This window comes from Streptomyces davaonensis JCM 4913, assembly GCF_000349325.1.
GTDB lineage: Bacteria > Actinomycetota > Actinomycetes > Streptomycetales > Streptomycetaceae > Streptomyces > Streptomyces davaonensis.
The window spans coordinates 314,606-339,588 of the sequence record NC_020504.1 but is presented as its reverse complement, the minus strand read 5'-3'; the positions used below and the strand labels follow the sequence as shown (position 1 = coordinate 339,588).

Genomic DNA, 24,983 nt, shown 5'->3' with positions numbered 1-24,983 from the left:
CCTCAGATCGTCCGTTGCTGAAGCGGTGGCTGCCTGATCTTCTGGACCACCCGCAATCCAACGGGTGGGACCACCCGCATTCTCGCGCGTATGAGCTCAGGCCGGCGCAGCCCTGCGCCGTTCCGCGCGCGCGACCAGTCCGAACACGCAGGCCGCCACAGCGAACAGGACGACCAGCGCCGATTCGAGACTTCCGTTGCCGCCGTCCGGATCCACCCCGAAGAGCAGTTCGATCCATTCGCGGGTGAAGGCGGTCATGATCGCAAGAATGGCGCTCAGCCCGGCACATGCCGTCTCGGCCCAGAAACGGGCGCGCACCTTCTGTCTTTCCGGCATTGGCCTTCCCCCGGATTGCCGGCCTGTGGAGACGACACTCACTGTGGGGCGAGGGGACATTCGGCGTCAATACGTCAACTGGTGCCCAATTTTCGCGATTCCCGTACATGATCTCGGTTGCCACAGGAGGGCAGGCGGGCAGCGGTCACATCTGGACCGCGGCCTCCGTGGGATGCCCGGTGGGCACACCCCGGCGGTACAGGGCCAGGGTGACCACGAAGCCGACCGCGAAGAACGGGGCCGACCACCAGTACGCCGTCGAGTAGCTCTCCAAAGGGGCCTGGGCCTGGACCTGGGGCGTGGGCTGCTTGCCGACGAGGTAGTTGGTGGCGGCGCCTGTCGCGAGCGTGTTGAGGAGCGCGATGCCGATCGAACCACCCACCTGCGGGGATGCCGGCTGTGGCCAGGTTCATCGCGGTGGAGAAACAGATGCAGACCAGGGCTTGCCCGCAGATGCTGACGCCGCGCAGCGAAGCGGCCCGGGTTATCGAGGTAGCTGGAAGACCGTGTACGAGCGGCACAGACGTTGGTCGGCGGACGGCACGTGGGACAAGGTCTTCGCGGCCGTACTGGTCGACGCCGACGCTGAAGGCCGCATCGACTGGTCGAGGCGCACGCACGCCTCCGGCAGCACTGATGGGGATCAGCGTTTTTGGCTGTGGCGGAAACTTCGTGACGGTCAGTTCTACTGAGCTTGAATTCGTGGTGTCGCAGTGAGTTATCCGGGCCCGAGGGGCTAGTCCGGTTTGTGTGAGGCAGCCGTCGAGGAGGGCGGGACGGTACTGGGTCTTGCGAAGGCCCTGGCGGACGGTGCGGATGAGGTGGTCTGGGCTGGTGAAGGAGACTTTAGTGGTGTAGCCGCGTCGCAGCAGCGACCAGACGCCTTCGACCGGGTTGAGCTCGGGTCTGTCAAGCCGCAAGGGCACTGGGTGGGGTTAGTTCGTAGTATCGCCCGTCGCGTAGGAGAGCCCAGAGGACGTTCACGCGGCGGCGGGCAAGGGTGATGACGGCCTGGGTGTGACGCTTGCCGTCAGCGCGTTTGCGGTCGTAGAACTGACGCGATTCATCGGAATGTCGGATGCTGAACAACGCCGAGATGTGGAAGCCACGTCATCGGCTATCGGGTGACAGCCACGCCCGGCACCCCTGGGTGGGTGAACCATACGAAGGGCTCACCACGTCCTGCAGAACAACGTAGGGATCGGGTGACTCCGCGAGTAGTAGGGCTTGGTCACCTTCATTTGTGGGTTGCGTGTCTACTGGTCCATGGGTGTCGTTGGTGTGGTGTGACACCTGAGGAGATGGCCTTGGTCCGGGAGGACTTGGAGGCCTTCACGGCGGAAATGTTCGATGGGTTCTTCCGTGCGGATCAGCGGCGGTGGGGACAGGTGTATGTGCGCGGGCTGCTGCTGGACGGGCGGCGCAAGTCGGTCGAACCGATGGCGGCCCGCCTGGGCGAGGACGGCAATCGGCAGGCACTGGCTCACTTCGTGACGACCAGCCCGTGGGACCCAGCCCATGTGCGGGCCCGTCTGGCCTGGAGGACGCAGGACGCGATCGGGCCGGATGCGTTGATCATCGATGACACCGGCTTCCTCAAGGACGGGGACGCTTCGGCGTGTGTGTCGCGGCAGTACACCGGTACCGCGGGCAAGGTCACCAACTGCCAGGTGGGCGTCTCCTTGCACCTAGCGCACGATCATGCCTCGGCCGCGGTGAACTGGCGGCTGTTCCTGCCCGCCTCCTGGGACCCCACGTCGCCGGAGGCGGACCGGGACAAGATCGCCCGCCGCGGCCGCTGCGGTATTCCCGCCCAGGTGGGGCATGTGGAGAAGTGGCAGCTGGCCCTGGACATGATCGACGAGACCCAGTCGTGGGGCATCGACATCCCGCTGGTCGTCGCGGACGCCGGATACGGTGATGCCGCCGCTTTCCGCCACGGCCTGGAAGAACGCAACCTGCCCTATGCGGTGGGCATTTCCTCCCGCCACACCGCCCACCCGGCCGACGCCCAGCCCGCTATGCCCGCCTATGCGGGCACCGGCCGACCACCGAAGATGCAGTACCCCGAACCTGTGCAGAGCATGAAGGACCTGGTCATCGCGGCCGGAAAGACGGCCGCGCGGCCGGTGTCCTGGCGGGAAGGGTCCCGACCAGGCAACAGCCGCAGCGGCTTCAAACGCATGTACTCGAGGTTCGTCGCTCTGCGCGTGCGGCCGGCCGGACGCGGCGTGCGCAAAGCCGGCGACAATCCAGAACTACCCGAACGCTGGCTGCTGGCCGAATGGCCGGCCGGCGAGAGCGAGCCGGTGCAGTTCTGGCTGTCGAACCTTCCCTCCGGGATGCCGCTGGCCACTTTGGTACGGCTGGCCAAGCTGCGCTGGCGCATCGAGCACGACTACCGGGAGATGAAACAGGCCCTGGGCCTGGCCCACTTCGAGGGCCGCACCTGGAACGGCTGGCACCACCACGTCACCCTCGTCTCCGCCGCCCACGCCTTCTGCACCCTGCGGCGATTGGCACAAGACCCAAAAGACACGGCGCAGGCCTGAGCCTCTACCAGGTCGTCCGCGAACTGCAGACCCTCCTCGCCACCTGGGCCGGCGCCTGCCCCACCTGCCACCGCGACATACCCGCACCCATACGAACCTGACCAAGCCCTAGTAGGACCGAAGCCCCATTGCTCCCACGGTCATACAGCCGAACATCCCACGCCTGCCGTCGTCCCGGTCATCTACGGAGGCTCGACGGTCGATGGCTCGTAGCTCTGCCTCGTCGGGCGACGGGATCAGCTTCCGGGGCGGCGCGTGTCGTTCCGCCCCGGGGCCGGGTATGTGTGTCGGCGCAAGGTCACTTATCGAGTGGTCGGAGTGGTCAGGGCCGGTAGAACGGCTCGCAATCGAGTGGGGACGCGCTGGCGTCGTCAAGGCACACGACGACGTACGCGGCCCCGCCGGGCACGTCTGCGGGGACTGACGGGAAGTCGTCGAGCGAATACGTCACGTCGCACTTGGTACTGGTGCTCCTGGCGCCGAGGAGGCTACCCGAGGCGTCGTACGTGCCGACCCACGCCCTGCGGCAGCCGACGGCCCGGAGTGCTCCGTCGACCCCGACCGACCGGTTGTACCAGGTCAGAGTGCCGCTGACGTAGCTGGCGCCATACGAGACGCCTGTGATGGGCGTGGTCGGGTACGCCGCGGTCTGCGCGCCCGCGGCCGGCGCTCCCAGTACGGTGGCCGCGGTCAGAACGGCGGCGCCGGCGGCGGTGGCGAGTCGGGTCTTCAAGTGGTCCTCCAGAACGGGACGAGTCGGTTGTCGCCTCACATCCTGGGCAGGTCGACCATCCGTTGCCCATCCTTTAAGCCACAGCTTAAAGGGGCTGCTGGGGGGTGGGTGCGGCAGTACCTCACACACCTCGGTGCGCTTGTTCGGTGGTGTGTGACAGGGGTGGCGCCGTTCATTCGCGGCGTCCTCACGCCGTCACGGTTGCGTCAGTGCGCCGGTCCACAGCAGGGCCAGCCCGAGCGGGGTGATGAGGTGGAGTACGGAGCCGCCGCGGCGGCTGGTGGTGATGAGGCCCGTGTCGCGCAGCACGGTCGCGTGCTGGCTGGCCGCGGCGGCCGTGACGTTGAGGCGGCGGGCCAGTTCGCTCGTCGTGCAGCCTTCCGTCGTCACTCGCAGGGCGGCGGCTCGGGTGCGGCCGAGCAGGGACTCCAGGTTCCGGACGGTCGCGCCGTCCGGCTCCGCCGCTCCGGTGCCGGTCAGTGGTCGGCGGAGGGCCGGTATGGTCAGGCGGGGTGGCTGAGCGGTGTCGAGCGGGTCCCACAGGAAACTCACCGGGTGCTTCGAGAAGACCGTGGGCGTGATGATGAGTCCCCGCCCCTGGAGGTGCACATCGACTCGGCGCGGGTAGGGGGCTTCGAGCGCCGGCGGACGCCAGCGGACCAGTGGTGCACAGATCGAGCGCAGCAGGAGATCGACGCCTCCCTCCAGCATGAGGTTCGCGCTACGGGTGGACAGCGCGACCAGTTCGGACCGTCCTCTGTCCCAGTAGGGCTCCACGGTCAGTCGGTGGCAGGCGCGCAGGGCCTTCGCCAGCTCCCGCAGCGCGTCACGGTCGCCCTCCGCCACCCGTCTGGCCCACGGCAGTTGTCCGGGACGGAAGTTGAGACACTCGATCTCGCGGCGTAGTTGGGACACCGGGGCATGCAGCAGATTGTCCACGGCGTGGTCCAGAGAGGGCACATCGCCCGTCAGGGCCAGCAGATCAAGTCCGGGACCGCGCGTCGGGACCAGGGATGTCAAGGGGAGTGTGTCGGCCCCCGCCCTGCCCGCGACCGCCGAGCGCCAAGTGCGGAGGTGCGTAGGCACCCGGTTGCCTCTCAGTAGCTCCAGGCTGTAGTAGACCTCGGCCGCGACGCCGATGGTCGCGGCCACCCGGGTCCTGGCGAGGTCTTCCGCAGTGAAGTGAACGCGTAACAACTGCCGGTCTCCTGCCGCCGAAGGGGAGTGCGTGAACGCCCCTCAGCCTGCCCCACCTCGTGCCGCCCAATCGGGCGTCGAGGCGCAGGACCCGTTCGTCGGCCTCGCGTTCGAGCCGGTGAACGCCAGCGGCCGTACTGGCGGATGTCGGGGGGCGTGCACTTCGACTTCGAGTACGACAGGCTGACCACGCGTCGCCGCAGGCATGCGCGGCAGCATCACGCACCCGACACCTGACCGGCGGCCACGCCGATGTCGCATACGGGCTCGTGCACGACGATGAGCATGGTGACGAGCTCAACGAGGGCATGGGGCAGGTCGAGTGCGGCAGGACAGGCGACCAACGAGGCTTCCTTGCGAGCGAGTTGTGGCGTGAGAACCTGCTCAACCGCCGGGGAGCCTCGTCCGTTCTCCCGAGCGCCCGCGCGGATCGCCGCATCACCCGATCAGGGGCCACGCGGGCAGAAGCGTGAAAGCCACACCCGACGCCCCTGGGCGGGTCGACCATACGAAGGGCTCACCACGTCCCGCCGGACATCCGGGCACACCACACTCATGACAACGGCCTTCGACTGGTTCTCCTCGTGACAGAGCACAGGATCAGACGCGGGCTGCCCTCATGCCCGGCGAATGCCAGGTCAGTGACCGCGTTCGGGACACCGTTCGAGGCCAGAAGAAAGAAAACGAGCTAAGGCAAGTGCACCACGGCGTAGTTCCCGGAGCCGCCGTAGTCGTGCGCTCCGCGGTCGAAGCAGACGCCCGGCACGCCGTCGTCAAACGCGAGCGACTGGCATCGGTTGCACCAACGCCAGTTCGCCTGCGTCCCAGGGGGGTTGCGCTCGTAGTAGAGGTAGTAGTCCCCACTTTCGACCGCGTCGTGGCCACCACCGTCATTGCAGGCGCCCGAGCCGTACCCAATGTAGAACAGGGCGCTGCATGCCCGGCACCATCGCCAGCCCACCTGGGTCCGCCCCACGAGGCTCGGCGCCTGCGGGCCGTGGAACGGCTCGTACTTGCCGCTGTGCGTGACGCGGTGGACGCCGCCTGCATTGCAGTCGCGGTTGAAGCCGGTGACGACTCCGACAGACATGCTGGTCGCAGCTGCGTCCGCGTAGATGAGGCCCTTGCACTTCTCGCACCAGCGCCACAGCGGCTGGGATTCTGCGTCGACCGGGATCGGTCCGTCGGCGGGGCGAGTCCAGACGATCTGGGTCCACCCCGACCAGCCGTGCGCCGAGCCGTAGCCCTCCACCTTGAGGTCGTAGGCGTGCTCCTGGGCGAGCGGGATGCTCAGCCTCGCAGCGGTCGCGCTGCCCGGCAGTTCCTGCTGGTTATGGACGCCCGGCGACACTGTCGCGTCCGACCAGCCGACCAGGATGTCCTGATATGGCTCGGGGTTCCACCACTCGATGTCGACATGGGCCTCGCCCCAGCCGGTCACACGCAGCGCCTCGGGCCGCCTGGTGCCACTCGATGCGGCCGCAGGTTGAAGGCAGCCTTGGACGATGGTGCCCGCCGCGTCCGGCTCGAAGCGGAGTAGCCCGGCCACGTATCCCGGCTTGCCGACGAGCGCGTCGACCACGATCACGCTGTCCATGGCCTCGATGGCCAACCGCCCCTGGCCGTCCGCTATAGCGGTCCAGCTCTCGGCCGGGACCTGGTCTTCATATTCGTAGTAGCCCTTGACGTGGACGGTCGCACCGTCGACGGGCCGGCCGCTAGCGCAATCGGTGATCTGAACGATGAAGGACCAGCTCATGATCGCCCCCACAGTCGAGTTCCGAAGCCCATGCCAAGAAGCCGGTGCGTACCGCCGCTGGCGCGTCCGGCCGGTGCCGATAAGAAACCACGCTGGGGGCGCGACTCCAAAGGATGAAAAGAAGCGCGATTGGTAGCAACGTCACGGACACGTCGCTACGTTGAGTCGCAGGTTAGCGCCAGCGCGGGCCTTCCGCAGCTGGAAAACTCCAGGAGTGCAACCTCTGGGACCTCCTTGGGAACCGGCGCACGTACCAGACGCTCATGCCCCCGGGGTGGGGGATCGCCGGGACTGGGGGCCTGTCTGAGCTGTCGTCAGGTGGTCCGGGCGATTTCGAGGAGCTCGTCCACGCTCTCCGCGCTCGCGCTGGCCGCCTTTGCTGACGTTTCCCCGATGCCCCGCAACTTCGGGAAGATCAGTGGCAATCTGCACCGCCCCACGCGCTACGGCCGACGCCTCCAGCGCGTCTTCTGCACCTCCGTGCTGTTCAGCTTCCGACGGTGCGACGAGTCCCGCCGGTTCTACAACCGCAAAGTGCGCCACGAGGCGCCACACCATCGAGTGGGGGTGAAAGACCTTCGCTGCCGGGCCGTCGCAGCGGCCCGGTAGAAGCCGGGGCAGCCTGACCTGGGAACGCGCCGCGGCCAGGGCCCGGTTGACGGTATTCTCGGTGAGGCTGAGTTCTTTCAGGGGCCTGCGTTTGAAGCCGGTACTCACCCAGGGGCCGCCGCCCTGGTAGGCGAGGTCGGCCAGGATGGGGACGCCCTGGCGCTCGCAGATGCGGATGATCCGGTGGGTGCGGGCAGCGGTCAGGTCGTGAGCCCGGCCGGGCAACGCGGGCGAGAGCAAAGGACGACGTCTGACGCGGCCCGCGCACCGGACCTCCGGGCCGCTCCGCCAGGAGTCGCCATCTCCCGGACCGGGGCCTACGGTTGAAGGAGCGGGGTTCCCCGTCGCGCCGGGCCGGATGATCTCCCTGCCGTGTCTCACAGGTCGCCATCACCTGGGGAAGCCTCGCGATCACCGACGGTCGTGGCCATCGTCGGCCTCCGACCGCAAGGAGGCGTCCGTACCGATGGACCCGAAGACACTTCTGGAGAAGGCGGCCCCGCAGCTGTGGCGCCTCGCCGACGACGCCGTCGACTCCCTGGCGAACCCGCTGGCCGGCCTCCAGCGCCTCGACGGGGAAGGCGAAGCCCTCCAGGGCAGGCTGCTGGAACCCCTCACGGACCTCCCCGACGGCCACGCACTCCTGGGGCTGCTCCGCGACATGCTCGGCGACGTCACCTCGGCCGCCGCGACCGTCCACGCCCACGGGTGGCAGCGGGCGCCCGGGTCGGCCAGGGGCCTGGCCCTCGTCCTCGGAACGACCGGCTCACGCGCCGTCCTCGCGATCACCCCCGGCCCGGACGGCCGGGGACCGACCCTCGACGTCGTCGTCAGTCCGGGCGCCGCATTCAACCACACGCTCGGCGACGCGGGCTCGGAGTGGCAGGTGACCCTCGACGTCCGGTCCCAGCAGGTCTGGAACGCGAGCTACTCACCCGGTTCCCCACCCGTCCCTCCCGTGGGCACCGCGACGATCACCGCCACCCGAAAGGGAGCGCTGACCGGCGGCCCCGCCGACGGGCCGCACGTCTCGACGGACGGCATAGCGGTGGGTGTGGCCGTCACACCCGGCGGGCCCCTCGTCGCCACCCTGGGAGTCACGGACTTCCAGGTCGCGGTGCTCCCGTCCGCGCTCGCCACCTTCCTGGGGGACGGCGGAGGCGCCACCACCGAGAAGACCGACATCCGGATCCATGCCAGCCGCGCCGACGGCCTCCGGTTCGCGGAGGGCGGTGTACGGCTGCAGCGTCCGGTGAACATCAGCCTGCCCGGCGTCACCACACGCCGGTTCGCCGTGGAACTCGACCACGACGAGAACGGACTGCTGCTGAGGCCCACCCTGTCCGCCCTCGCGAAACCACCCGTCCTGCCCCTCACCGCGGCCCTCGACGGCCTCGGTCTACAGGTGCCGGTCAGCCTGCTCGGCGACCGCATCGGGATCGACACCGACCGCCTTGATGCGGCCTTCCCCACGGGCATGGGCATCGGGCTCGAACTGGGCGCGGTCGGCGGCGGGGGCAGCGTCCAGGAGCGCGGCGGACCCGGTGGCGGCGCCTACGCGGGTGCCCTGGACATCGACCTCGGCTTCGTCCGGGTCCAGGCCTTCGGTCTGCTGCAACTCCCCGTCGACGGGCAGCAGCTGTCGTTCCTCGTCCTGCTCGGGGCGGAGTTCGGCTACCCGGGCATCCAGCTGGGCTTCGGCTTCGCCCTGGACGCGGTCGGCGGCCTCGTCGGCCTCAACCGGCGCGTGGACGAGAACCGGCTGCGGGACCTCGTCCTCGCGGGAAACGCCGACCGGATCCTCTTCCCCGGCAACGTCGTCGCCCGTGCCGACGAGATCGCGGGTTCCCTCGAAGCCTGCTTCCCCGTCGCCCGCGACAGGTTCGTCGTCGGCCCCATGCTCCGCATCACCTGGGGCGGACGCATCGTCAGCCTCTCGGCCGCCCTCGTCATGGACCTCCCGGCACCGGTGCGCACCTTGCTCCTGGGCCGGATCCTCATCGCCGTACCGGACCCCGTCCTGCCGCTCGTCCGGATCCAGGCCAACGTCTTCGGCACGATCGACCCCTCCGTACCGGCCGTCGAACTGCTCGCGACGCTGACCGGCTCCACGATCGTCGGCACCCCGGTCAGCGGTGAGTGCTACCTCCTCTTCCGCGGTGGCCGGGACGCGGCGTTCGTCCTCTCCGCCGGCGGATTCCATCCCCGCTTCGTCCGCCCCCCGGGCGTACCCGCCCTGCGCCGGCTCGCCATGGAGCTCGGCGGTCCCGTCATCCGCCTGCGGGCCGAGGCATACCTGGCGCTGACCTCCAACTCCCTGCAGTTCGGCGCACAGCTCAGCCTGGACGCGACGATCGCTGGATGCGGCGTCGAGGGGTACCTCGGTCTCGACGCCCTCTTCGTGTGGGAGCCCACCCTCTCCTTTGCCGTGCACATCTTCGCCGGCGTCGCCGTGCTCGCCTTCGGAGAGCGGCTGGCCAGCGTCGGGCTCGACTTCACCCTGGAGGGACCCGCTCCCTGGCACGCCTTCGGCACGGGCAGCATCTCCGTCCTCTTCTGGGACGTCTCGCTCGACTTCGACGAACGGTGGGGCGACGCCCGGGCGATCGAGCAGAAGGCCGAGGACATCCTTCCGCTCCTGCGGGAGGCGCTGGCCAGGCCCGACGCGTGGACGGCCGAGCCCCCGGCCGCCCAGAGGTCCGGCGTCCGCTTCACCGAAGCGGCGAACGCCGCGCTGGCCAAGGGCGATGTGGCCATGCCCGACGCGACCTTCCGGCTCAGCCAGCGGATCGTCCCGCTGGAGACCCTCGTCCAGCGCTTCCACCGGCTCGGCGTCCCCGCGCAGTCGTGGCGGCTCGAACCGGTGGAGCGGACCTCCGGGACACCGCTTCCCACGTTCGGACCGGCCACCGAACGGTTCGTACCCGGTGAGTACTTCGCGCTGACCGACGAGCAGCAGCTCACGAGCGACGCCTTCATGGACCTGCCGAGCGGCGTACGACTGGCCGGCAGCGACGTCCGGCCCGGTGAACGGCACCTCGTCGACGACAGCTACGAGACCGGATACGAGGTCGAATCCGCATGGTTCACCGGCTTCGCGGTCCCGGCCAACGGCAAGCCCCTGCCCGGCACGGGCCTGTTCACCCTCGAGAGCTTCGCCCGACCGGTGGGCGCCGCCGAGCGGGCCGACCGCTGGCGGGCGGCCCAGCGGCCGATCGGGACGACACGAGTGGAGATCCACACATGAGCCGACGCTGGTTCCTCGCATCCGTCACGCTCGGCGCCGCCGCCGACGCAGCCTCGGTGAAGGACGCACGGCCGCTCTTCACCCCCGCCGCCAAGATCACCAGAACGGTCGACGGCGGCCCCGCCGAGACGTTCCCCGACCCCCCGGGCCCCAGCCTCCAGCTCCTCGGCCCCGGCGACGCCCTTGGCTTCGACCGGTCGGTCGTCGTGCGCAGCGAGCCGCCCGACGGTGCGACGGACGCGGTGCCCGAGTACTTCGCCCACATCGAGTTCTCGGACGCGAGCCTCCCCTGGCTGCTCAGCCTCCCTGCGGCGAGCCGGCTGCCCTGGCTGACGCTGCTCGTGCTCCGCGACGACGAGGGCGACCTGGCACCCGGGACCCTCACGCACGTCGTCACGGCGCCGGGCAGCGCCCTGCCCGACCTGGCCGAGTCGTGGGCATGGGCGCACGTGGAGGCCCGGGTAGAGGACGGCGAGGCACCGCAGGACGCCGTCGCCCGCGACGTACGCAGCGGTGTGGACGACGTGGTCGCCCGACTCGTCTGTCCACGCAGACTGGACCCGGAACGTGACTGGCTGGCCTGCGTGGTCCCCACCACGAAGGCCGGCCGCGCCGCCGGACTCGGCGAACCTCCGCCCCCGGACGGCGCCGCGGCGGCCTGGACACCCGGCCAGAGCCAGATCACGCTGCCCGTCTACCACGCCTGGCGGTTCCGCACCGGCAAGGAGGGCTCCTCCTTTGAGGACCTCGCCCGCCGGATCAAGCCCGTGCGCACGGACAGGCTGAAGGGACTCGGCTTCGGCTCCCGCACCGTCGACGTGCGCCACCCGTGGCCGCACGAGGACCTCCTCAAGGGCATCGCCCCCGACGAGGTCACCGTCCCCGTCCACGGGGCCCTCACCCTCCCCGGCACCGACACCGCGGACGAGGAGTGGACCCATCGGCCCAGCATGGACAAGTTCCGCGAACTCGTCACTGACCACCTCGACGCCCCCGCTTCACGGAGGCTGCCCGACCACGTCGGCTCCCCGCCCGACCGGGACGAGAAGGCGGTGGCGGCGCCCCTCTACGGCAGCCACCACAGCGGCGTGCAGACGGTGCCGCCCGGCGGCTGGATGAGACAGCTGAACACCCAGGTGAAATACCGGATCGCCGCGGCGATCGGAGCCCGGTACGTCCAACTGGAACAGGAGTTCCTGATGGCGCGGGCCTGGGAGCAGATCGGGCAGGCCGACGAGGCGAACCAGGCCCTCGCGGCCGGAGAGCTCGCGGCGGCGGCCGCCGAGGCCGCGCAGGCCAAGCACCTCGGCACGATGAAGACGGCCGCCCTGACGGAGCTCGCCACGCTGTACCGCGACGGCATGGAGCAGCCGGACGGAACCGTCCCGGTGCAGGCCGTCCTCGCCCCCTCCGCCGTTCCGCGGGGCGCGGCGTCCACGGCGTTCGTCCGGCTCACCCGGCCCGGCGGCGCCCTCCGCCGCCGCACCGGGCGGACGACTGCCGAACTGGACGCCGGCGGCGCGATGCCGACCTCGGCCTTCCTCAGCGAGGCGATGGACGCCCCCAAGACCAGCCTGCCGGTCACCTGGCTCGCCGGAGTGAGGCCGGAGGCACTCCCCGCGGCCACCGGGACGGTGCAGGGGCCGCTGACGCGGCAGACCGTCTTCGGAGACCCGGCGGCCGCGTTCTCGACCAGGACGCTCGGCCACCTCATCTTCACGATGTGGATGGTGTGCGTCGACTTCATCGAACCGGGCGAGGGCCCGCTGGCGATGTTCCCGGAGTTCGGAAACCCCCGGGACAGACTCAAGGCCATCTTCGATCAGGCGACCCACGCCGCGGTCGACCGCAGCCCGCGCGAGACGCACCGGACCGTGCTCGTACGGGGAGCCCGCCGATTGATCGGCGCGGACGAGTCCTCGGCCCTCCTCGCCGACACCGGCCTCGGCATGACCGGCGGCGAGTTCGTGGGCCGCATCCGCAGTCGGGTCCGCCCCATGCCACGGACCATGGACCACATGACGACGCTCCTCGGCGGGGCGGTGATGTCCGGCCGCACCGCCGACGACCCGCGTCCGCTGCGCCCCCTCATGCGGCACCCGGAGTTCGGCTTCCCCATCGCCGCCGAACTCCTCGCCCGCTGGCCGGAATGGGCTGTCCCGGGGATCACGAACTTCCCGGACGACCGCTCGGCCCTGCTCGAACCCAATCCGGCCTTCGTGGAGGCCCTCCTCGTCGGACTCAACCAGGAGTTCAACCGGGAGCTGCGCTGGCGGGAGTACCCGACGGACGAGGCGGGCACTCCGTTCTCGCGGTTCTGGCCCCCCGGAGGCGCGGCCCCCGGCTACGGCGAGATCGCCCGATGGCGGCCCGACGACAAGCTCGGCGACCACGACCCGAGCGCCGACTCCAAGCTCCTGGTCCTCCTGATCCGCGCTGAGGTGCTGCGCCGCTATCCGGGCACCATCGTGCTCGCCGCGAAATCCGTCAACCGGACGGTGGAGGGCGCCGGGGTCACATGGCAGGAGCCGAGGTTCGTCCTGCCCGTGGACGAGCGGACCAATCTCTACGGCTTCGAGGGCCTGACCGTGGCCCAGGCCGCCGCCGAACACTGGATGTTCGTGGTGCGCGAACCCATGCGCGCGGCCCAGTTCGGCTTCGACAAGCGGACCGACGCCTCGCCGCCGTTCGTCTCCTGGCCCGACCTGACGTGGGACGAGGTGCCGCAGGTGAACGGCTTCGTCGTCCCGCGCGTCGTCGGCGGCCTGCCGCCGACGATCGCCGCTCCGCTCGACCCTCCCCGGTGGGAGGGGCTCGACGCCGCCGACTTCGCGCGGATCCTGTTTCAGCGACCGTTCCAGGTGGCGTTCTCGGCGAAGACGATGCTGACGGGGTGAGGGGCCGACAGGCCTGATCCACCTACGGTACGGCGCTGATCCACGGCTCCCCGGGGAGCCGTGGATCAGCGCCGTACCGTAGGTGCGGCCTATGGCCACGTCTCCGACGGCCGCACGATGTCGAAGTGCAGACCGCTGGAGCTCTCGCCGCCGCCGGGGTTCTTCTCGCGCCGCACCCATACGTGCCAGGAACCGTCGAACCACCGCGCGAGCACGGGCCGCCGAACGACCAGGGCACCCTCGCGCGGCACCTCCTCCTCGTGCACCCAGTGGTCCGGGCGCAGGAGTTGGCCGCGCGGCTTCGACTCCGCGCCCGGCTGCAGCAACGGCACCAGCGCGAACCGGATCGCCTGTGCGCTGAGCGCGTGAGGCACGAGCGGGAGCCAGTAGTCCGGGACGACGGTCTGGACGGCGTACGAACCGATGTCGTTGTGCGGCGGCCCCTCCGGGGCGATGCGCAGCCAGCGCTCCCTGCGGTCGACGAGTTCGCCGGCGAGCGTGACCGTCTTCTCGATCGCCCAGGCGAGGTTGGCGAGTTCGTCGCGCGCGAGCGCCACGGACTCCAGGGACTCGCCGACGGCCCCCCGCCCCGACGGCATCATCAGCAGTCCGTCGTCGGAACCGGTGATGGTGAACAGGTTCCACCGGGGATCGCCGCGCCCCGCCCGTTCGACGGTGTGGGTGCCGTTGAAGGAGTCGGTGACCACGATGCTGTCGAGCGTGGTGATCGAGCCGACCGGGACCTCCAGGGGGAACAGGAACCAGTCGTTCCCGTAGACCTCGGCGAACGAGATCAACAGCAGTCGGCCGGTGTCCAGGCTCGACACGTCCGTCGCGCCCAGGTTGATCTGCGCGTCCTCCATCTCCCAGAAGCGGTCCGCCGGTATCCCGCCGAAGCGCACGGTCGACGGGACTACCTCCTGGGTGAAGTTCCGTACGGGGGCCGCGGGCGCGGGCGTCGCCGACGGGTCGACGTCGACGCTGTACCAGTCCAGGCCGTCGCCGAGGTACTCCTCGGCGTGCAGGACGCGGTCGCCGAAGGAGAAGTCCGAGCGGTACTCGAAGCGGTGCGGGTCGAACGCGTCCGTCCCGGGCGTCTCCGGAGGGGCGACGCCGCGCCACCAGTCGAGCCAGCGCTCCCCGACGTCCGCCAGGCCCGAGACCCGCAGCCCGCCGCCGGCCAGGTCCTCGGCCAGAGCGCGGGCGTCGGGCACCCGGGGCGCGAGCAGGGCGACCAGGCTCGTGGTCCCGTCGGGCACCGGATCGAAGCGGTACTCGGCGAGCACCTGGGGCAGCTTCGCCGACTGCCCCGCCTCGTGCACCAGCCGTACGAAACGCGCCCCTCCCTCGACCCGGAGGTACTCGTCGGGCACCGTGCCGTCCTCCGACTCGACCACCGCGTCGAGCGGGCCCGCCGCCGGGTCGTACGGCACCCAGGAGGCGACCACCGCAGGGTCGTCGCTCACCGTCGGGCGCCACGCCGAGACGAGGGTGCTGTGCCCCTCGATCCGCGCGAGGACGGGTGATCCGGCGTCCTGGCCGGCGAACTCGCCGAACTGCCACTGGCGGGCGAGGGCCCAGGCGGGATCATGCACCCGCGCCGAGATCCCGGAGGCCACCTCGTTCGTACGGGACAGGGGCTCCAGCCGGAACCTGGAGGCTCCGCTGTGCTCGAAGGTCCTGCGGGGCATCGGTTACTCCTCTGCCAGCTCGATCCAGTGGTCCCGGATCATCGTTGCGAGGGCCGTCGTCCCGAACTCTCCCACTCGCAGCCCGGGGAGCACGTCGGTGAGCAGGGGCAGGTCGGCCAGGTCGACGGCGCGCATCTTGGCGAGCTCCAGGGTGTCGCGCAGCACCAGCGCGAGGCCGTCCGCCGTCCAGCCGCGCACCGGATGGGGCGGTACGGCGACGAGGACCGCGTGCGGCGCCTTGGCGTCGGGACGGTCGAAGTGGAACGAGACCCCGGTCAGCTCCGACTCGGCGGGGACGCCGTCGGCCCTCGTCCGGTTCGCGGCCAGGGCGTCCGCTCCCGGCAGCACCTCGACCCACTCGTCGCACACGATGCCGGTGAGCCGCTCGGAGCCGCTCGGGGCGACCGGCGCGTGGCACACCAGATGGCGTCGTGCCGACGGGCGTTCGAGCGGTTCGAAGGAGCCGCCGATCCACGCGCCGCCCGCGGGCGACTGCGAGGAGGTGAGACGGCTCGGGCGGCCGGCGCGCGCCTCAGCGAGCAGCAGCGTCTCGTGCCAGGTCCGCACGGTCGGCCGGACCGCACCGAAGCGGCGCACCCAGTCGGCCACGGCCGTGCCGGTCACGCCGGGAGCCGGCGCCGGCAGGGACACCCCGGGAAGGGGCGGTGCGAGCGGCAGACCGCTGCCGAGGAACTCCGCGAGCACGCGCGTGACCTCGTTCAGCCAGCCGGGGCCCGATGCGTCCCCGGCCAGCTCGGCCAGGCGCGCGGGGTCGCCGTCGATTCCCAGCGCCCCGCGCCGCTCGGCGTCGGAGACCGCGGCGACGAAACCGGCGACCCGTACGCGTACGTTCTCGACGTCCGGCGCCGGCAGCGGGTCCTGCTCGTCGAGCACATGGGCCGGCAGCAGTGGTCCCGCGCCGACCAGGAGGCCCTGGACACGGCCGGTGACCGCGCGCAGTCCGTCCCACCCGGTACGGATGGAGACCGCCGCCCCCGGCACTCCCGCCAGTTCCCCGATCCTCCGGTGCAGTCTGCGGTGCGCGCTTCCCGCCACGTCGAGCACCAGACCGAGCGCGCTGAATCCGACCTCGTCCAGGGTGACGTCGAAGGGCCGCGGCGCCTCCTCCCCGGCTCTGACCGTCCCGGCAAGACGCCACCCGGCCGCGGGGCCGAGGAGATGGGCCACCCACGCGTCCACCCTTGGTTCGAGCGCGGAGAAAGCGTCCGTACCCCAGCCGGCGGGCCGTGAGGACGGGGGAGGCAGCACGGCCGCGATCCGGTGCGTGACGGCCCGGCCGCGCTGCGGGGTGCGCAGGAGGTCGAACCGGTCCGGCACGTGCTGACCCGCGCCCAGCGAGTCCGCGGAGAGACCTGCCCGCAGCGGGTTGCCGCCGACGAGCTGGTGGACGCTCTCGGCCAGGAGCAGGTCGCTCACCGCGTCGAGGGCGTCCACCAGCTCGTCGAGGGCGGGCCGGACCCGGGGATCGGCCGGGGGAAGGCCGTGGCCAGCCAGCACCGTGTCGACGGTGCCGGCCGAGACCGCCCGCGCGAGGGCGATGCCGTCGACGACGTTCCGCGCGGCGATCGCCTCGGCGCTGCGCTCCCAGAGCTCCGGCTCGGGTTCGCCCGCCGTGGGCTCGTGCGCGACGGGGGCCGGGAAGGCCCGGCGGAACGGGGCCTTCTGCACGTCCAGACCCGCGTCGTGGAGCGCGCGCTCGAAGCGGTACCCGAGGAGGGTGCCCAGGCTCTGACCGCGCCTGACCCCGCCCAGCAGCCAGCGGGCGATCCGGGCACGACGCGAGGTCAGGTCGACGGCCAGTGGAGAGGTCGCCTCCGCGGCGTCCGGGGACCCCGCGTCGCGATGCGCGAGGAACCCGGACCGCAACACGGCTGCGGTCGCCGCGTGGTGGAGGGAGGGGGCGTGGATGAAGCCGTCCGACGGCCGTGCCGAACCCTTATACAGGTTCTCCACCCAGCCGTATCCGCCGAGACGAATCCCCGACGTGCCCGCCGCCCGGGTCTCGCTCAGCCTCTTGGCGGCCAGGGACGTAGCCCACGCGTCCCACCGGTGCGAGCAGACGTCGAACAACTCGAAGGCGAGCGGCAGGAACCCGTCCGCCGGCACGCCCGCGAGCGCGTGCAGGCCGTTGATCAGCACACCCGCCGACGGGAGCGCCTCACGCGCGCGCTCCAGGACCGCGGCCGCGCCCGCGCTGCCCGCCCCCTCCTGCAGCCGCTTGCGGATCGCGAGGTCCACGGCGTTCGGGATGTCGAACGCGAGGTCGAACCCGTCGCCGATGAAGCCGTCGACGTTGGTGAGGAAGACGTCCCTGCCGTCGCCGTTCACCATCAGCGGTACGAGGTCGGTGGCCGTGGTGGCGGTACCGAAGCGGAAGTGCCCGAAGATCGTCGGAAGCCGGTCGGGGGAAGGCTCCCCGGTACTCGTCATCGGCCAGCGCGCCAGGAACTGCTCCTGCGTCAGCTCGCCACGGAGGAACGCCACGGCGTCGGCGAGCCGGCGCCGGCTGTCCTCGAACAGGACGCCGTACTTGGCCGCGTTCGGCGCGAGGCGCTGCGGCACGAAGGCGTAGTTCGGTTCGGTCGTGTTCGAGGTCCAGGCGATGTTGCTGATCTCGTCCGACGGAATCGTCCAGCGAAGTCCCGAACGGACGCCGGAGAGCGCGATGGCCGGGCTCGGTGCCCGCAGGTGGATCTTGTCGAACTTCTCCCGCCCGCCCCTCGCCGTGGTCTCGCGCCGGATCACCAGGTCGTTCGAGACGGGAAGCCGGCTGAGGATGTCCGCGGCCAGCCAGTCGGCCGGCGTCCCGTCGGTCACCCTCGGGACCCACCCCGGTGTGAGCGCGGCCCGCCAGTGGTGCCGCAGCCGCTGCAGCCAGGGGAGCAGCAGTCCGTCGACGCCGTCGTCCCGGTCCGGCACCCACTCGTCGAGCGCCGTCACCGGGAGGAGCCCGTAAGGCTGGCGTCCGACGCGCACCGTCGGCAGCGGGCCCCGGCTGCGGACGTGCTCCGCCAGGTGGTTCCTGACCCTCACCCACAGCTCGTGGGCGGCCCGGCGCTCGGCATCCGGCCGCGACACACCCGAGTCGGGCGTGATCGCCTCGATCTGCATCTCGTACAGCACCGTCCACCAGCTCAGCAGCGACAGCGCGGCGACCGGCCCGTCGCCGTCGTGCGCGGCTCCCGCGCATTCGGCGAGGAAGCCGGCGTCGCTCAGCCCCAGCGCGCGGGCGAGGCGGGAGGCGTCGGTGCGGTCCGCCAGGACCGGGGGAGGGCCCGGAGGCATCGGGGTGGGACGCGAGGACCAGGCGGACGTGGTCTCGGGCGTGTTGTTCGTCGGGGTCCCCGGGGCGAGGAAGCCGAGTCCGTCGCCGAACGCGTGCCCGCGGAGGCACCGCCGCAGCTCGGCCGCCCCGTCCTCGGGCGACAGATCGCTCACCCCGATGACGAAGAGCTCGTCGAGATGGTCGAACTCCGCCGGCAGCGTCAGTACGGTGCCCATCCCGGCGGCCAGAGCCGCATCGAAGTCGATGGCCCATTCCGCGTGTTCGTGATCCGGCGCGGACTCGTCGGCCGCGAGCAGGCCGAGCGGCAGCGGGTCGGGAATGTCGGCTCCCGTCCTGTCGACAGCCACCCTCCCGTCGACCAGCCCCAGGAAGCGCCAGCGGGCGGGCAGCGTCGTCACCCGAGGCGCGCGCCGCCGCCGGGGCTCACGCAACCCCGGCGCGGGCGCGCCCGGCCGCGCGGCCCGGGTCGCCCAGGCGGCCCTCGGCGCGCTGACCTTACGGAGGAGCTCCTGCCAGGCATGCTCGCCGGGGTCGGCCCAGTAGGCGCGCGCCGCCTCCAGCTCGACAGGGGTCAGCGCCGGGTCGAACGCGTCGATGTGGATGTCGTCGGGATACACACGCACCTTGATCGCGCGGCCGTCGTCCGTCCACTTGGTCTCGATGCGTACGGGCAACAGGGCGATGGGTGCCGTGTTGTCGGAGGTGAAGAGCGGCTCCTCCCCGTCGAGAGCGGCGGTCAGCCGCAGGTCGGCGGCGGTGTACTCGGCCCGGAAACCGTCGAGTTCCGTCACCAGGCGCTGCTGCTTCTCCTCGGCGGAGCGCACGATGCTACGCCGGGAACGTTCGAAGGGTTGTTCCGGAGTCGCGTTCCATGCGTGGATCCGGTCGAGCGTGACCGCCCGCGCGTCCACATCGGCCTGCTTGGCGTCACGCTGCAGCCGTGCCTCGTCCAGGGCCCGACGCAAGGCGAAGGGGTTCTCCCGGGGAACGGCGGCACCGGACAGGAAGATGAGCAGCCCCTCAGGCCCGGCCGCGATGACCACCGTGCCGTCCGTCCCGACACTGAACAGCACCTGGACACCCGCCACCCCGACGCCGGTCATGCTGTACTGCGCCGACGGGATCAGGGTCAGCTCGTGGGCACTGGCCCGGGACAGAGCACCCGCGGTCCACCCCAGCAGCTCCGGCATGAGGTCATGAGCCAGAGCCCGCCCGTCGACCGTGATCCGGTACCCGTGCAGGGTCAGCGTGCGCCAGGAGACCGTCGCGAAGCCGTGGAACCGGGGAGCGACGGTGATCTGTCCGTCGACGGTGAGGGCGTAGTGGAGGTCGGCCAGGCCTCTGGCGAGGATGAACATGTAGGTCTGGCTGGGGATGAGGGTGAGTTCGTGGGTGGTGGCGCGGGGTAGGGGGCCCGCTGTCCAGCCGAGGAGTTCGGGTGTGAGGTCGTGGGACAGCGCGCGGGCGTTGATGGTGACTTTGAACCCGCGGATGGTGAGGGTGCGACCGTTGGCCTCGGCGAACGCGGTGAACTGGGCAGGCAGGTCGACGACTCCGGCGCGTGTGAGGGCGTAGTGGAGGTCGGCCAGGCCTCTGGCGAGGATGAACATGTAGGTCTGGCTGGGGATGAGGGTGAGTTCGTGGGTGGTGGCGCGAGGAAGGGCGCCTGTGGTCCGGCCCAGGAGTTCGGGTGTGAGGTCGTGGGACAGCGCGCGGGCGTCGATGGTCACTTTGAACCCGCGGATGGTGAGGGTGCGGTCCGTGACCTCGGTGTATCCGGCGTGCTCGGGCGGGATGGTCACCCGTCCGTCGGGGGCCACCCCGAACCGTAGATCCGCGACGCCCCGGGCCAGGACGAACAAGTAGCCCTGAGCGGGTATCAGGACCAGTTCATGAGCAGCGGAGCGCGTGAGCACCGTGTTGTTGCCGTTGAGGAACGGCCGAAGATCGTGGGAGAGCGCCCGCGCGTCAATGGTGACCTTGAATCCTTGGATGGTGAGGAGGGGGGTGCCGTCGGGTGTGGTGCTGGTGGTGGCGCATTGGGCGGTTGTGGAGGTGGTGGTGATGGTGCCGTCGGGGTTGAGGTTGAAGGCGGGGACGGCGACGCGGGGGCCGGGGACGAAGCCGTATCCCTGGGCGGGGATGAGGACGAGTTCGTTGATGTTGGTGCGCGGGAGCTGTTGGGAGTTGCCGTTCAGGAAGACCTCGAGGTCGCTGGAGAGGGCTTGGCCGTCTATGGCGACCTTGAATCCTTGGATGGTGAGGAGGGGGGTGCCGTCGGGTGTGGTGCTGGTGGTGGCGCATTGGGCGGTTGTGGAGGTGGTGGTGATGGTGCCGTCGGGGTTGAGGTTGAAGGCGGGGACGGCGACGCGGGGGCCGGGGACGAAGCCGTATCCCTGGGCGGGGATGAGGACGAGTTCGTTGATGTTGGTGCGCGGGAGCTGTTGGGAGTTGCCGTTCAGGAAGACCTCGAGGTCGCTGGAGAGGGCTTGGCCGTCTATGGCGACCTTGAATCCTTGGATGGTGAGGAGGGGGGTGCCGTCGGGTGTGGTGCTGGTGGTGGCGCATTGGGCGGTTGTGGAGGTGGTGGTGATGGTGCCGTCGGGGTTGAGGTTGAAGGCGGGGACGGCGACGCGGGGGCCGGGGACGAAGCCGTATCCCTGGGCGGGGATGAGGACGAGTTCGTTGATGTTGGTGCGCGGGAGCTGTTGGGAGTTGCCGTTCAGGAAGACCTCGAGGTCGCTGGAGAGGGCTTGGCCGTCGATCGCGACCTTGAACCCACGAATCGTCACGACCGGCGTGCCGTCCGCTGACGTACCCACCGAGCCGCACCGTGTCGCTGTTTCGGTCAGGCGCACCGCCCCGCTCACGTCCACGTCGAACAGCGGCACCACGACCCGTGGCCCGGGGACGAATCCGTAACTCCCGGCCGGCAGCAGTCTCAGCTCGTGGCTCGTGCCCCGCTCCAACCGCGCCGAGCTGCCGTGGAGAAAGGCCTCCAAGTCATGGGAGAGGGTGCGCCCGTCGAGCGTGACGGGGAAGCCGCGCAGCACGAGTGAGGAAGTTCCGCGCCCCCCGAGGAAGGCGTCGTGGGCCGCGTCGAAGTCCACCAACCCCTCCTGCGTGACACGGAATTCGAAACTCGCCGGTCGGCCGGGGATCTGCTCGATTCCGTAGATGCCCGGGTCGAGCGACACCGCCGGAGCCGTCGCCCCGTCCACGAGATCCGGACTGTGCCCTGAGACGGAGAACTTGGTGAAGGTGAGACCACTGCTGTCGATTCTGATCTCGGCCATGTCGTTTCCCTGGTGGCTCTGACCGTCCGGAGCGACGTTCCGGCACCTCCGTGCGTGCCGGAGGAACCGAGTAGGGGTCCGGGCTCATGGATTCGGGGTTCAGGAGTCGACGTCGCGGCTCTTCACTCGCGGTCGTCGCACCCGCGTCACAGCTCTGTGCCCGGCCTCACGAGGCCGAGGCGGTGAGGGGGCCGACGGCGTGCGTCGATCTGCTCACGTCTCCGAATTCCAGCATGTCACGGGTGCGGCGGGCCGCAACACGATCGCCGTCGGCGCCTCCGCCTCGGCATCAGCGGTAGGCCTCGGCATCAGTAGTAGAACGTGCACGCGGTGTTGGAGTCGGGAGGCAGCTCCGCACACGCGTGGGCCCTGAGGTCCTTGTCGTTCACCATCAGCGTGTACACGCTGTTCTCGTCCCCCGGCCTGACCGTGATGATCCGTTTGGCAACGGTGTTGCCGTCGTCGTCCTCGGCCCGCACCCACGCCTTGTCGCCCGGCTTCCCGAACCAGAGCTGTGCCCAGGCGGCCCTGCACTCCGCGCTGTACCGCAGGCGGATGATGCGACCCTCGACCGTGGCGTCGTCGATCGTCACGGCGTCGTCGACGCAATGGGTCGCGATGGGATCGAGGCCGTCACACGTGGTGGCGAAGCACGTCACCGGCGCTCGCGCCGGAGGCTTCGATGTCGCCTCCGGCGGCGCGGAATGCGCGGGGGTGGAGAGGACCGAGGTGGCCGCCGCTGTGATCAGTACAGCGGCGAGTGCCCCCGCCGGACGGCGTGTGCTCATCATGAGGAGGTTCCTTCCGGAGCGGCGGTTCGGGCACGGGCTGTCAACTCCCGTGATTCCAGAACACACCTGCCGACATGGGCCCGGCAACCGGTGGCATGGCGACGGTAGTTGAACAGGCACACGCTGCTCGGGAGTCGCGCTGCGGCCCGCAGGGCGGTGTACTTACCATGGAATGGACCCATTGGGAAGCGAGCGGGAGCGATGCCATGGACCTGCTGCCGATCGAGATCAAGGTCAATGTCGAGGGCGACGTCGAAGCGGCTCTGTCGGCCCTCCGCGGGACGGGAGGTGCGCTGATCACGCGCCGGATCTGGTTCGCCGAGGACCGGGCCGGTGTCGCGGAGGGCCGGGTGCCCCTGCTGGACGGGGGTGTGATCGTACGCTTCAGGATCGGCAGCGGTCCGGACGACTTGACCGTGAAGTTGCGGCCGTCCACCCGGGAGCAGTTGATCGGCCGCTTCGAGGACCCCTTCGACGCCACGCCGTTCACGTACCGGATCGAGGAGGACTGGTCGGCGGACCGCCGGGTGCTGGCCGCCTCGCTGGTCCACGACCATCCCCAGGGCGCGCTGTTGGGCGCCGTCCAGCCCGGAGACGATCCCGCAGCGCGGATCGACGCGGTGCAGGACCAGTTCCTGGATGTCTGCGCACCCGACATTCGGCTCGACGGGCTGGTCGCGCTCGGTCCGATCCTCTCCACGAAGGCCGACGACGTTGAGCTCGACGACCTGAAGGTCGATCTGGAGGCATGGAGGGTCGCCGGCCTGGAGTTCCTGGAGGTCTCGCTCCGGGTGAAACCCAAGGAGGGAGAGAATGCCGAGGAGTTGAAGGCGCGGGCCGAGCGCAAGCAGCGGAGGCTGGAGGAGGTGGTGAAGGAGCGCGGGGTCGTCATCGCGGACCTCCCGGAGAGCAAGACCCGCAGGGTCCTCACCGTCCTGGCGGAGGCCGGGCGGCCCTGACCCGAGGGCAAGCCCCCCAGCCCCCTCGTATCACCCTAGGGCCAGCCGGTATCAAGGTCGGTTCATGGCCGTTTCGGCGAGGGCGAGTTGGCCTGAGTGGGGAACGTCGCCTCAGTGGGGAACGCTGTTCTTGATGGACTCCATCTCACTCTTCAGCTTGTTGATCTCCTGCCTCAGCGTTTCGGCATCCTGATGCCGGCCGGCCTCGTCGAGGCATTTGCTGAGGAACCCGAGAGCGACCACTACGCCGACCCAGGAAAGCCACATCTTGGCGGCGATCAACGGTTCCAAGGGGGGTGCGACAGTGCCGAACGCGACCCCCGGCGTCGAGGCGACGGCGTTTCCGAAAGCGACGGCTACTGCGACCTTTTGCACTTCGCATGCCATGGTGGCGCTCCTTCTCGGCTGGATTCAGTGACGGATGCCGAATGCCTTTCGGGTTGTCATGTCTATGGGTTGGTCCGAGTCCTGGTAAATGGTCATGAAAGATCGATCCCGAACTCTGCCACGTAGCCGTCCACGTCCTTGTCGGCGGCGCAGCGGAACATGTGCGCGAGTGACGGGAAATCGGACAGGTCGAAGGTGACGGCCTCGGTCGGAACAGGTCCTTCGAGCGCTTCCCAGGTGGCCGGTCCCACGATTCCGTCGACGACCAGGCCCTGATCGGACTGGAATTGACGAACGGCGGCGTCGGTCTTGGGGCCGAATATTCCGTCTACTTGGCCGACGTCGTACCCATGGATCTTGAGGTCTCCTTGCAGGCGAGTGACGAATGGGCCGGTGTCGCCCTGTCTGAGCAGGGGATTGGGCATTGTCCGTCTCCTGTCCGTGTCGCGCGAAACCGAAGGAGGGGAGGCATCCGTCGATGACGCTCCCGGAGTCGAGAGCTCGGAGCCACAGCACCATGGTCCCTCAGCCTCGAAACCGGTGCCACCGAGCGCGGGGCCCGTAGGACCGCGACACATCACCGTAAGAACATGCCGAGTGGCGGTGGGAGTTGGGCGCGGACAGACTGGAGGAAGGGTGGGTGAATGACGCTTCCTCGCGCTCCGATGAGCATCGACCGGCCCAGGGATCCCGCCGAGAGGAGACTCTCATGTTCGGGCATGTGAGAGCGATCGACGACAAGAAGCCGATCTTCATGATCAAGGTCAGTGTCTACCGCGGTGATCTGTCCCTGATCGACCGGGCCTACACCGATGAGGAAGGCCGGTACGAGGTGGAGATTCCCGAAGGTGAACTGGTCACGATAGGGTTCGACACGCATTACTCGCTGACCAACGCGGACGACTGGCAGCCGTCCGTCATCGCGAACGTGATCGCCGACGACGAAATGCCCCTGGACCGCTATCTGATGCGGAGGGGACAGGTCTTCGACGAGGCGTCGGCCATGGATGCTCTTAACGGCTACGTCCTCACCGCGGCGACGACGCACAGGCGGGCGGACGCGTCCTACGCCGCCACCGCGGCGAACCGGCTGACGATGCTCAAACAGCACACGCTCGTGCTTCAGTCGCTTCAGCGGACGCTTCTGGAGCACTTCGAGAACCAGACGTGAGGCGGGCGCACACGCCGTTGCGTCGCGCGCGTCCCTTCACGCAGCCCTCCC

15 protein-coding genes and 6 pseudogenes are annotated in these 24,983 nt (G+C 70.0%); 7 read left to right on the top strand and 14 right to left on the bottom strand.

Annotation, left to right across the window (positions count from 1 at the left end; genetic code table 11):
- Positions 1-96 precede the first annotated feature (96 nt).
- Both BN159_RS01505 and BN159_RS01500 read right to left on the bottom strand, forming a co-directional pair.
- Positions 97-258, bottom strand: a complete 162-nt coding sequence (locus tag BN159_RS01505; RefSeq protein ID WP_197541370.1) for a hypothetical protein — start codon at positions 256-258, stop codon at positions 97-99.
- Between the two features lie 223 nt (positions 259-481).
- Positions 482-761 (bottom strand): annotated as a pseudogene (locus BN159_RS01500) (MFS transporter); the annotation flags it as partial.
- A gap of 42 nt (positions 762-803) precedes the next feature.
- On the opposite strand from BN159_RS01500, the pseudogene BN159_RS43460 reads away from it, so the two are divergent.
- A pseudogene (locus BN159_RS43460) lies at positions 804-944 on the top strand (IS5/IS1182 family transposase); the annotation flags it as partial.
- A gap of 129 nt (positions 945-1,073) precedes the next feature.
- On the opposite strand, the pseudogene BN159_RS47840 reads toward BN159_RS43460, so the two are convergent.
- A pseudogene (locus BN159_RS47840) lies at positions 1,074-1,241 on the bottom strand (IS630 family transposase); the annotation flags it as partial.
- Between the two features lie 4 nt (positions 1,242-1,245).
- Positions 1,246-1,446 (bottom strand): annotated as a pseudogene (locus BN159_RS46790) (IS110 family transposase); the annotation flags it as partial.
- 191 nt (positions 1,447-1,637) lie between these two features.
- Between BN159_RS46790 and BN159_RS01490 the strand changes: the two are divergent.
- The gene (locus BN159_RS01490) at positions 1,638-2,888 is read left to right on the top strand and encodes an IS701 family transposase (RefSeq protein WP_041818707.1); all 1,251 of its coding nucleotides are present in this window, start codon (positions 1,638-1,640) and stop codon (positions 2,886-2,888) included.
- 322 nt (positions 2,889-3,210) lie between these two features.
- Here BN159_RS01490 and BN159_RS01485 read toward each other — a convergent pair whose 3' ends face one another.
- The 4 genes and pseudogenes from BN159_RS01485 to BN159_RS01475 form a co-directional block, all read right to left on the bottom strand.
- Complete coding sequence (locus tag BN159_RS01485; RefSeq protein WP_015655100.1) at positions 3,211-3,621, bottom strand: hypothetical protein; 411 nt, start codon at positions 3,619-3,621, stop codon at positions 3,211-3,213.
- A gap of 195 nt (positions 3,622-3,816) precedes the next feature.
- The gene (locus tag BN159_RS01480; protein WP_041818706.1) at positions 3,817-4,818 is read right to left on the bottom strand and encodes an ArsR/SmtB family transcription factor; all 1,002 of its coding nucleotides are present in this window, start codon (positions 4,816-4,818) and stop codon (positions 3,817-3,819) included.
- Positions 4,819-5,084: 266 nt separating this feature from the next.
- Positions 5,085-5,162 (bottom strand): annotated as a pseudogene (locus BN159_RS47655) (IS5/IS1182 family transposase); the annotation flags it as partial.
- Positions 5,163-5,506: 344 nt separating this feature from the next.
- Positions 5,507-6,577 carry a hypothetical protein gene (locus BN159_RS01475; RefSeq protein WP_015655098.1) on the bottom strand — a complete coding sequence of 357 codons (1,071 nt, stop codon included), beginning with the start codon at positions 6,575-6,577 and terminating at the stop codon, positions 5,507-5,509.
- A gap of 129 nt (positions 6,578-6,706) precedes the next feature.
- On the opposite strand from BN159_RS01475, the gene BN159_RS47380 reads away from it, so the two are divergent.
- A complete protein-coding gene (locus BN159_RS47380; protein WP_408055029.1) occupies positions 6,707-7,186 on the top strand; it encodes a transposase in 480 nt (159 codons plus the stop codon).
- A 15-nt stretch (positions 7,187-7,201) separates the two neighbouring features.
- Here the strand turns inward: BN159_RS47380 and BN159_RS43445 are convergent.
- Positions 7,202-7,423, bottom strand: a pseudogene (locus BN159_RS43445) (transposase family protein); the annotation flags it as partial.
- 229 nt (positions 7,424-7,652) lie between these two features.
- On the opposite strand from BN159_RS43445, the gene BN159_RS01470 reads away from it, so the two are divergent.
- Both BN159_RS01470 and BN159_RS42615 read left to right on the top strand, forming a co-directional pair.
- Positions 7,653-10,433 carry a DUF6603 domain-containing protein gene (locus BN159_RS01470; RefSeq protein ID WP_015655097.1) on the top strand — a complete coding sequence of 927 codons (2,781 nt, stop codon included), beginning with the start codon at positions 7,653-7,655 and terminating at the stop codon, positions 10,431-10,433.
- Positions 10,430-13,330 carry a hypothetical protein gene (locus BN159_RS42615; RefSeq protein ID WP_015655096.1) on the top strand — a complete coding sequence of 967 codons (2,901 nt, stop codon included), beginning with the start codon at positions 10,430-10,432 and terminating at the stop codon, positions 13,328-13,330. Before BN159_RS01470 ends, BN159_RS42615 begins: the two co-directional genes overlap by 4 nt.
- An 89-nt stretch (positions 13,331-13,419) precedes the next feature.
- Here BN159_RS42615 and BN159_RS44700 read toward each other — a convergent pair whose 3' ends face one another.
- From BN159_RS44700 to BN159_RS01445, 3 genes are all read right to left on the bottom strand, one after another.
- The gene (locus BN159_RS44700; protein WP_015655095.1) at positions 13,420-15,021 is read right to left on the bottom strand and encodes a hypothetical protein; all 1,602 of its coding nucleotides are present in this window, start codon (positions 15,019-15,021) and stop codon (positions 13,420-13,422) included.
- A gap of 3 nt (positions 15,022-15,024) precedes the next feature.
- Positions 15,025-21,624 carry a hypothetical protein gene (locus BN159_RS44695; RefSeq protein ID WP_015655094.1) on the bottom strand — a complete coding sequence of 2,200 codons (6,600 nt, stop codon included), beginning with the start codon at positions 21,622-21,624 and terminating at the stop codon, positions 15,025-15,027.
- Between the two features lie 308 nt (positions 21,625-21,932).
- Positions 21,933-22,415, bottom strand: a complete 483-nt coding sequence (locus tag BN159_RS01445; RefSeq protein WP_015655093.1) for a YjfA family protein — start codon at positions 22,413-22,415, stop codon at positions 21,933-21,935.
- 206 nt (positions 22,416-22,621) lie between these two features.
- Between BN159_RS01445 and BN159_RS01440 the strand changes: the two genes are divergently transcribed.
- Entirely contained in the window at positions 22,622-23,374 is a 753-nt protein-coding gene (locus BN159_RS01440; RefSeq protein WP_015655092.1) for a hypothetical protein, read from the top strand.
- Between the two features lie 111 nt (positions 23,375-23,485).
- Here BN159_RS01440 and BN159_RS01435 read toward each other — a convergent pair whose 3' ends face one another.
- Positions 23,486-23,761, bottom strand: a complete 276-nt coding sequence (locus tag BN159_RS01435; RefSeq protein ID WP_015655091.1) for a hypothetical protein — start codon at positions 23,759-23,761, stop codon at positions 23,486-23,488.
- Positions 23,762-23,853: 92 nt separating this feature from the next.
- The gene (locus tag BN159_RS42610; RefSeq protein ID WP_015655090.1) at positions 23,854-24,186 is read right to left on the bottom strand and encodes a peptidoglycan-binding domain-containing protein; all 333 of its coding nucleotides are present in this window, start codon (positions 24,184-24,186) and stop codon (positions 23,854-23,856) included.
- Between the two features lie 284 nt (positions 24,187-24,470).
- Here BN159_RS42610 and BN159_RS01425 point away from each other — a divergent pair, with 284 nt between their 5' ends.
- Positions 24,471-24,932 carry a hypothetical protein gene (locus tag BN159_RS01425; protein WP_015655089.1) on the top strand — a complete coding sequence of 154 codons (462 nt, stop codon included), beginning with the start codon at positions 24,471-24,473 and terminating at the stop codon, positions 24,930-24,932.
- The last annotated feature ends 51 nt before the right edge of the window (positions 24,933-24,983 follow it).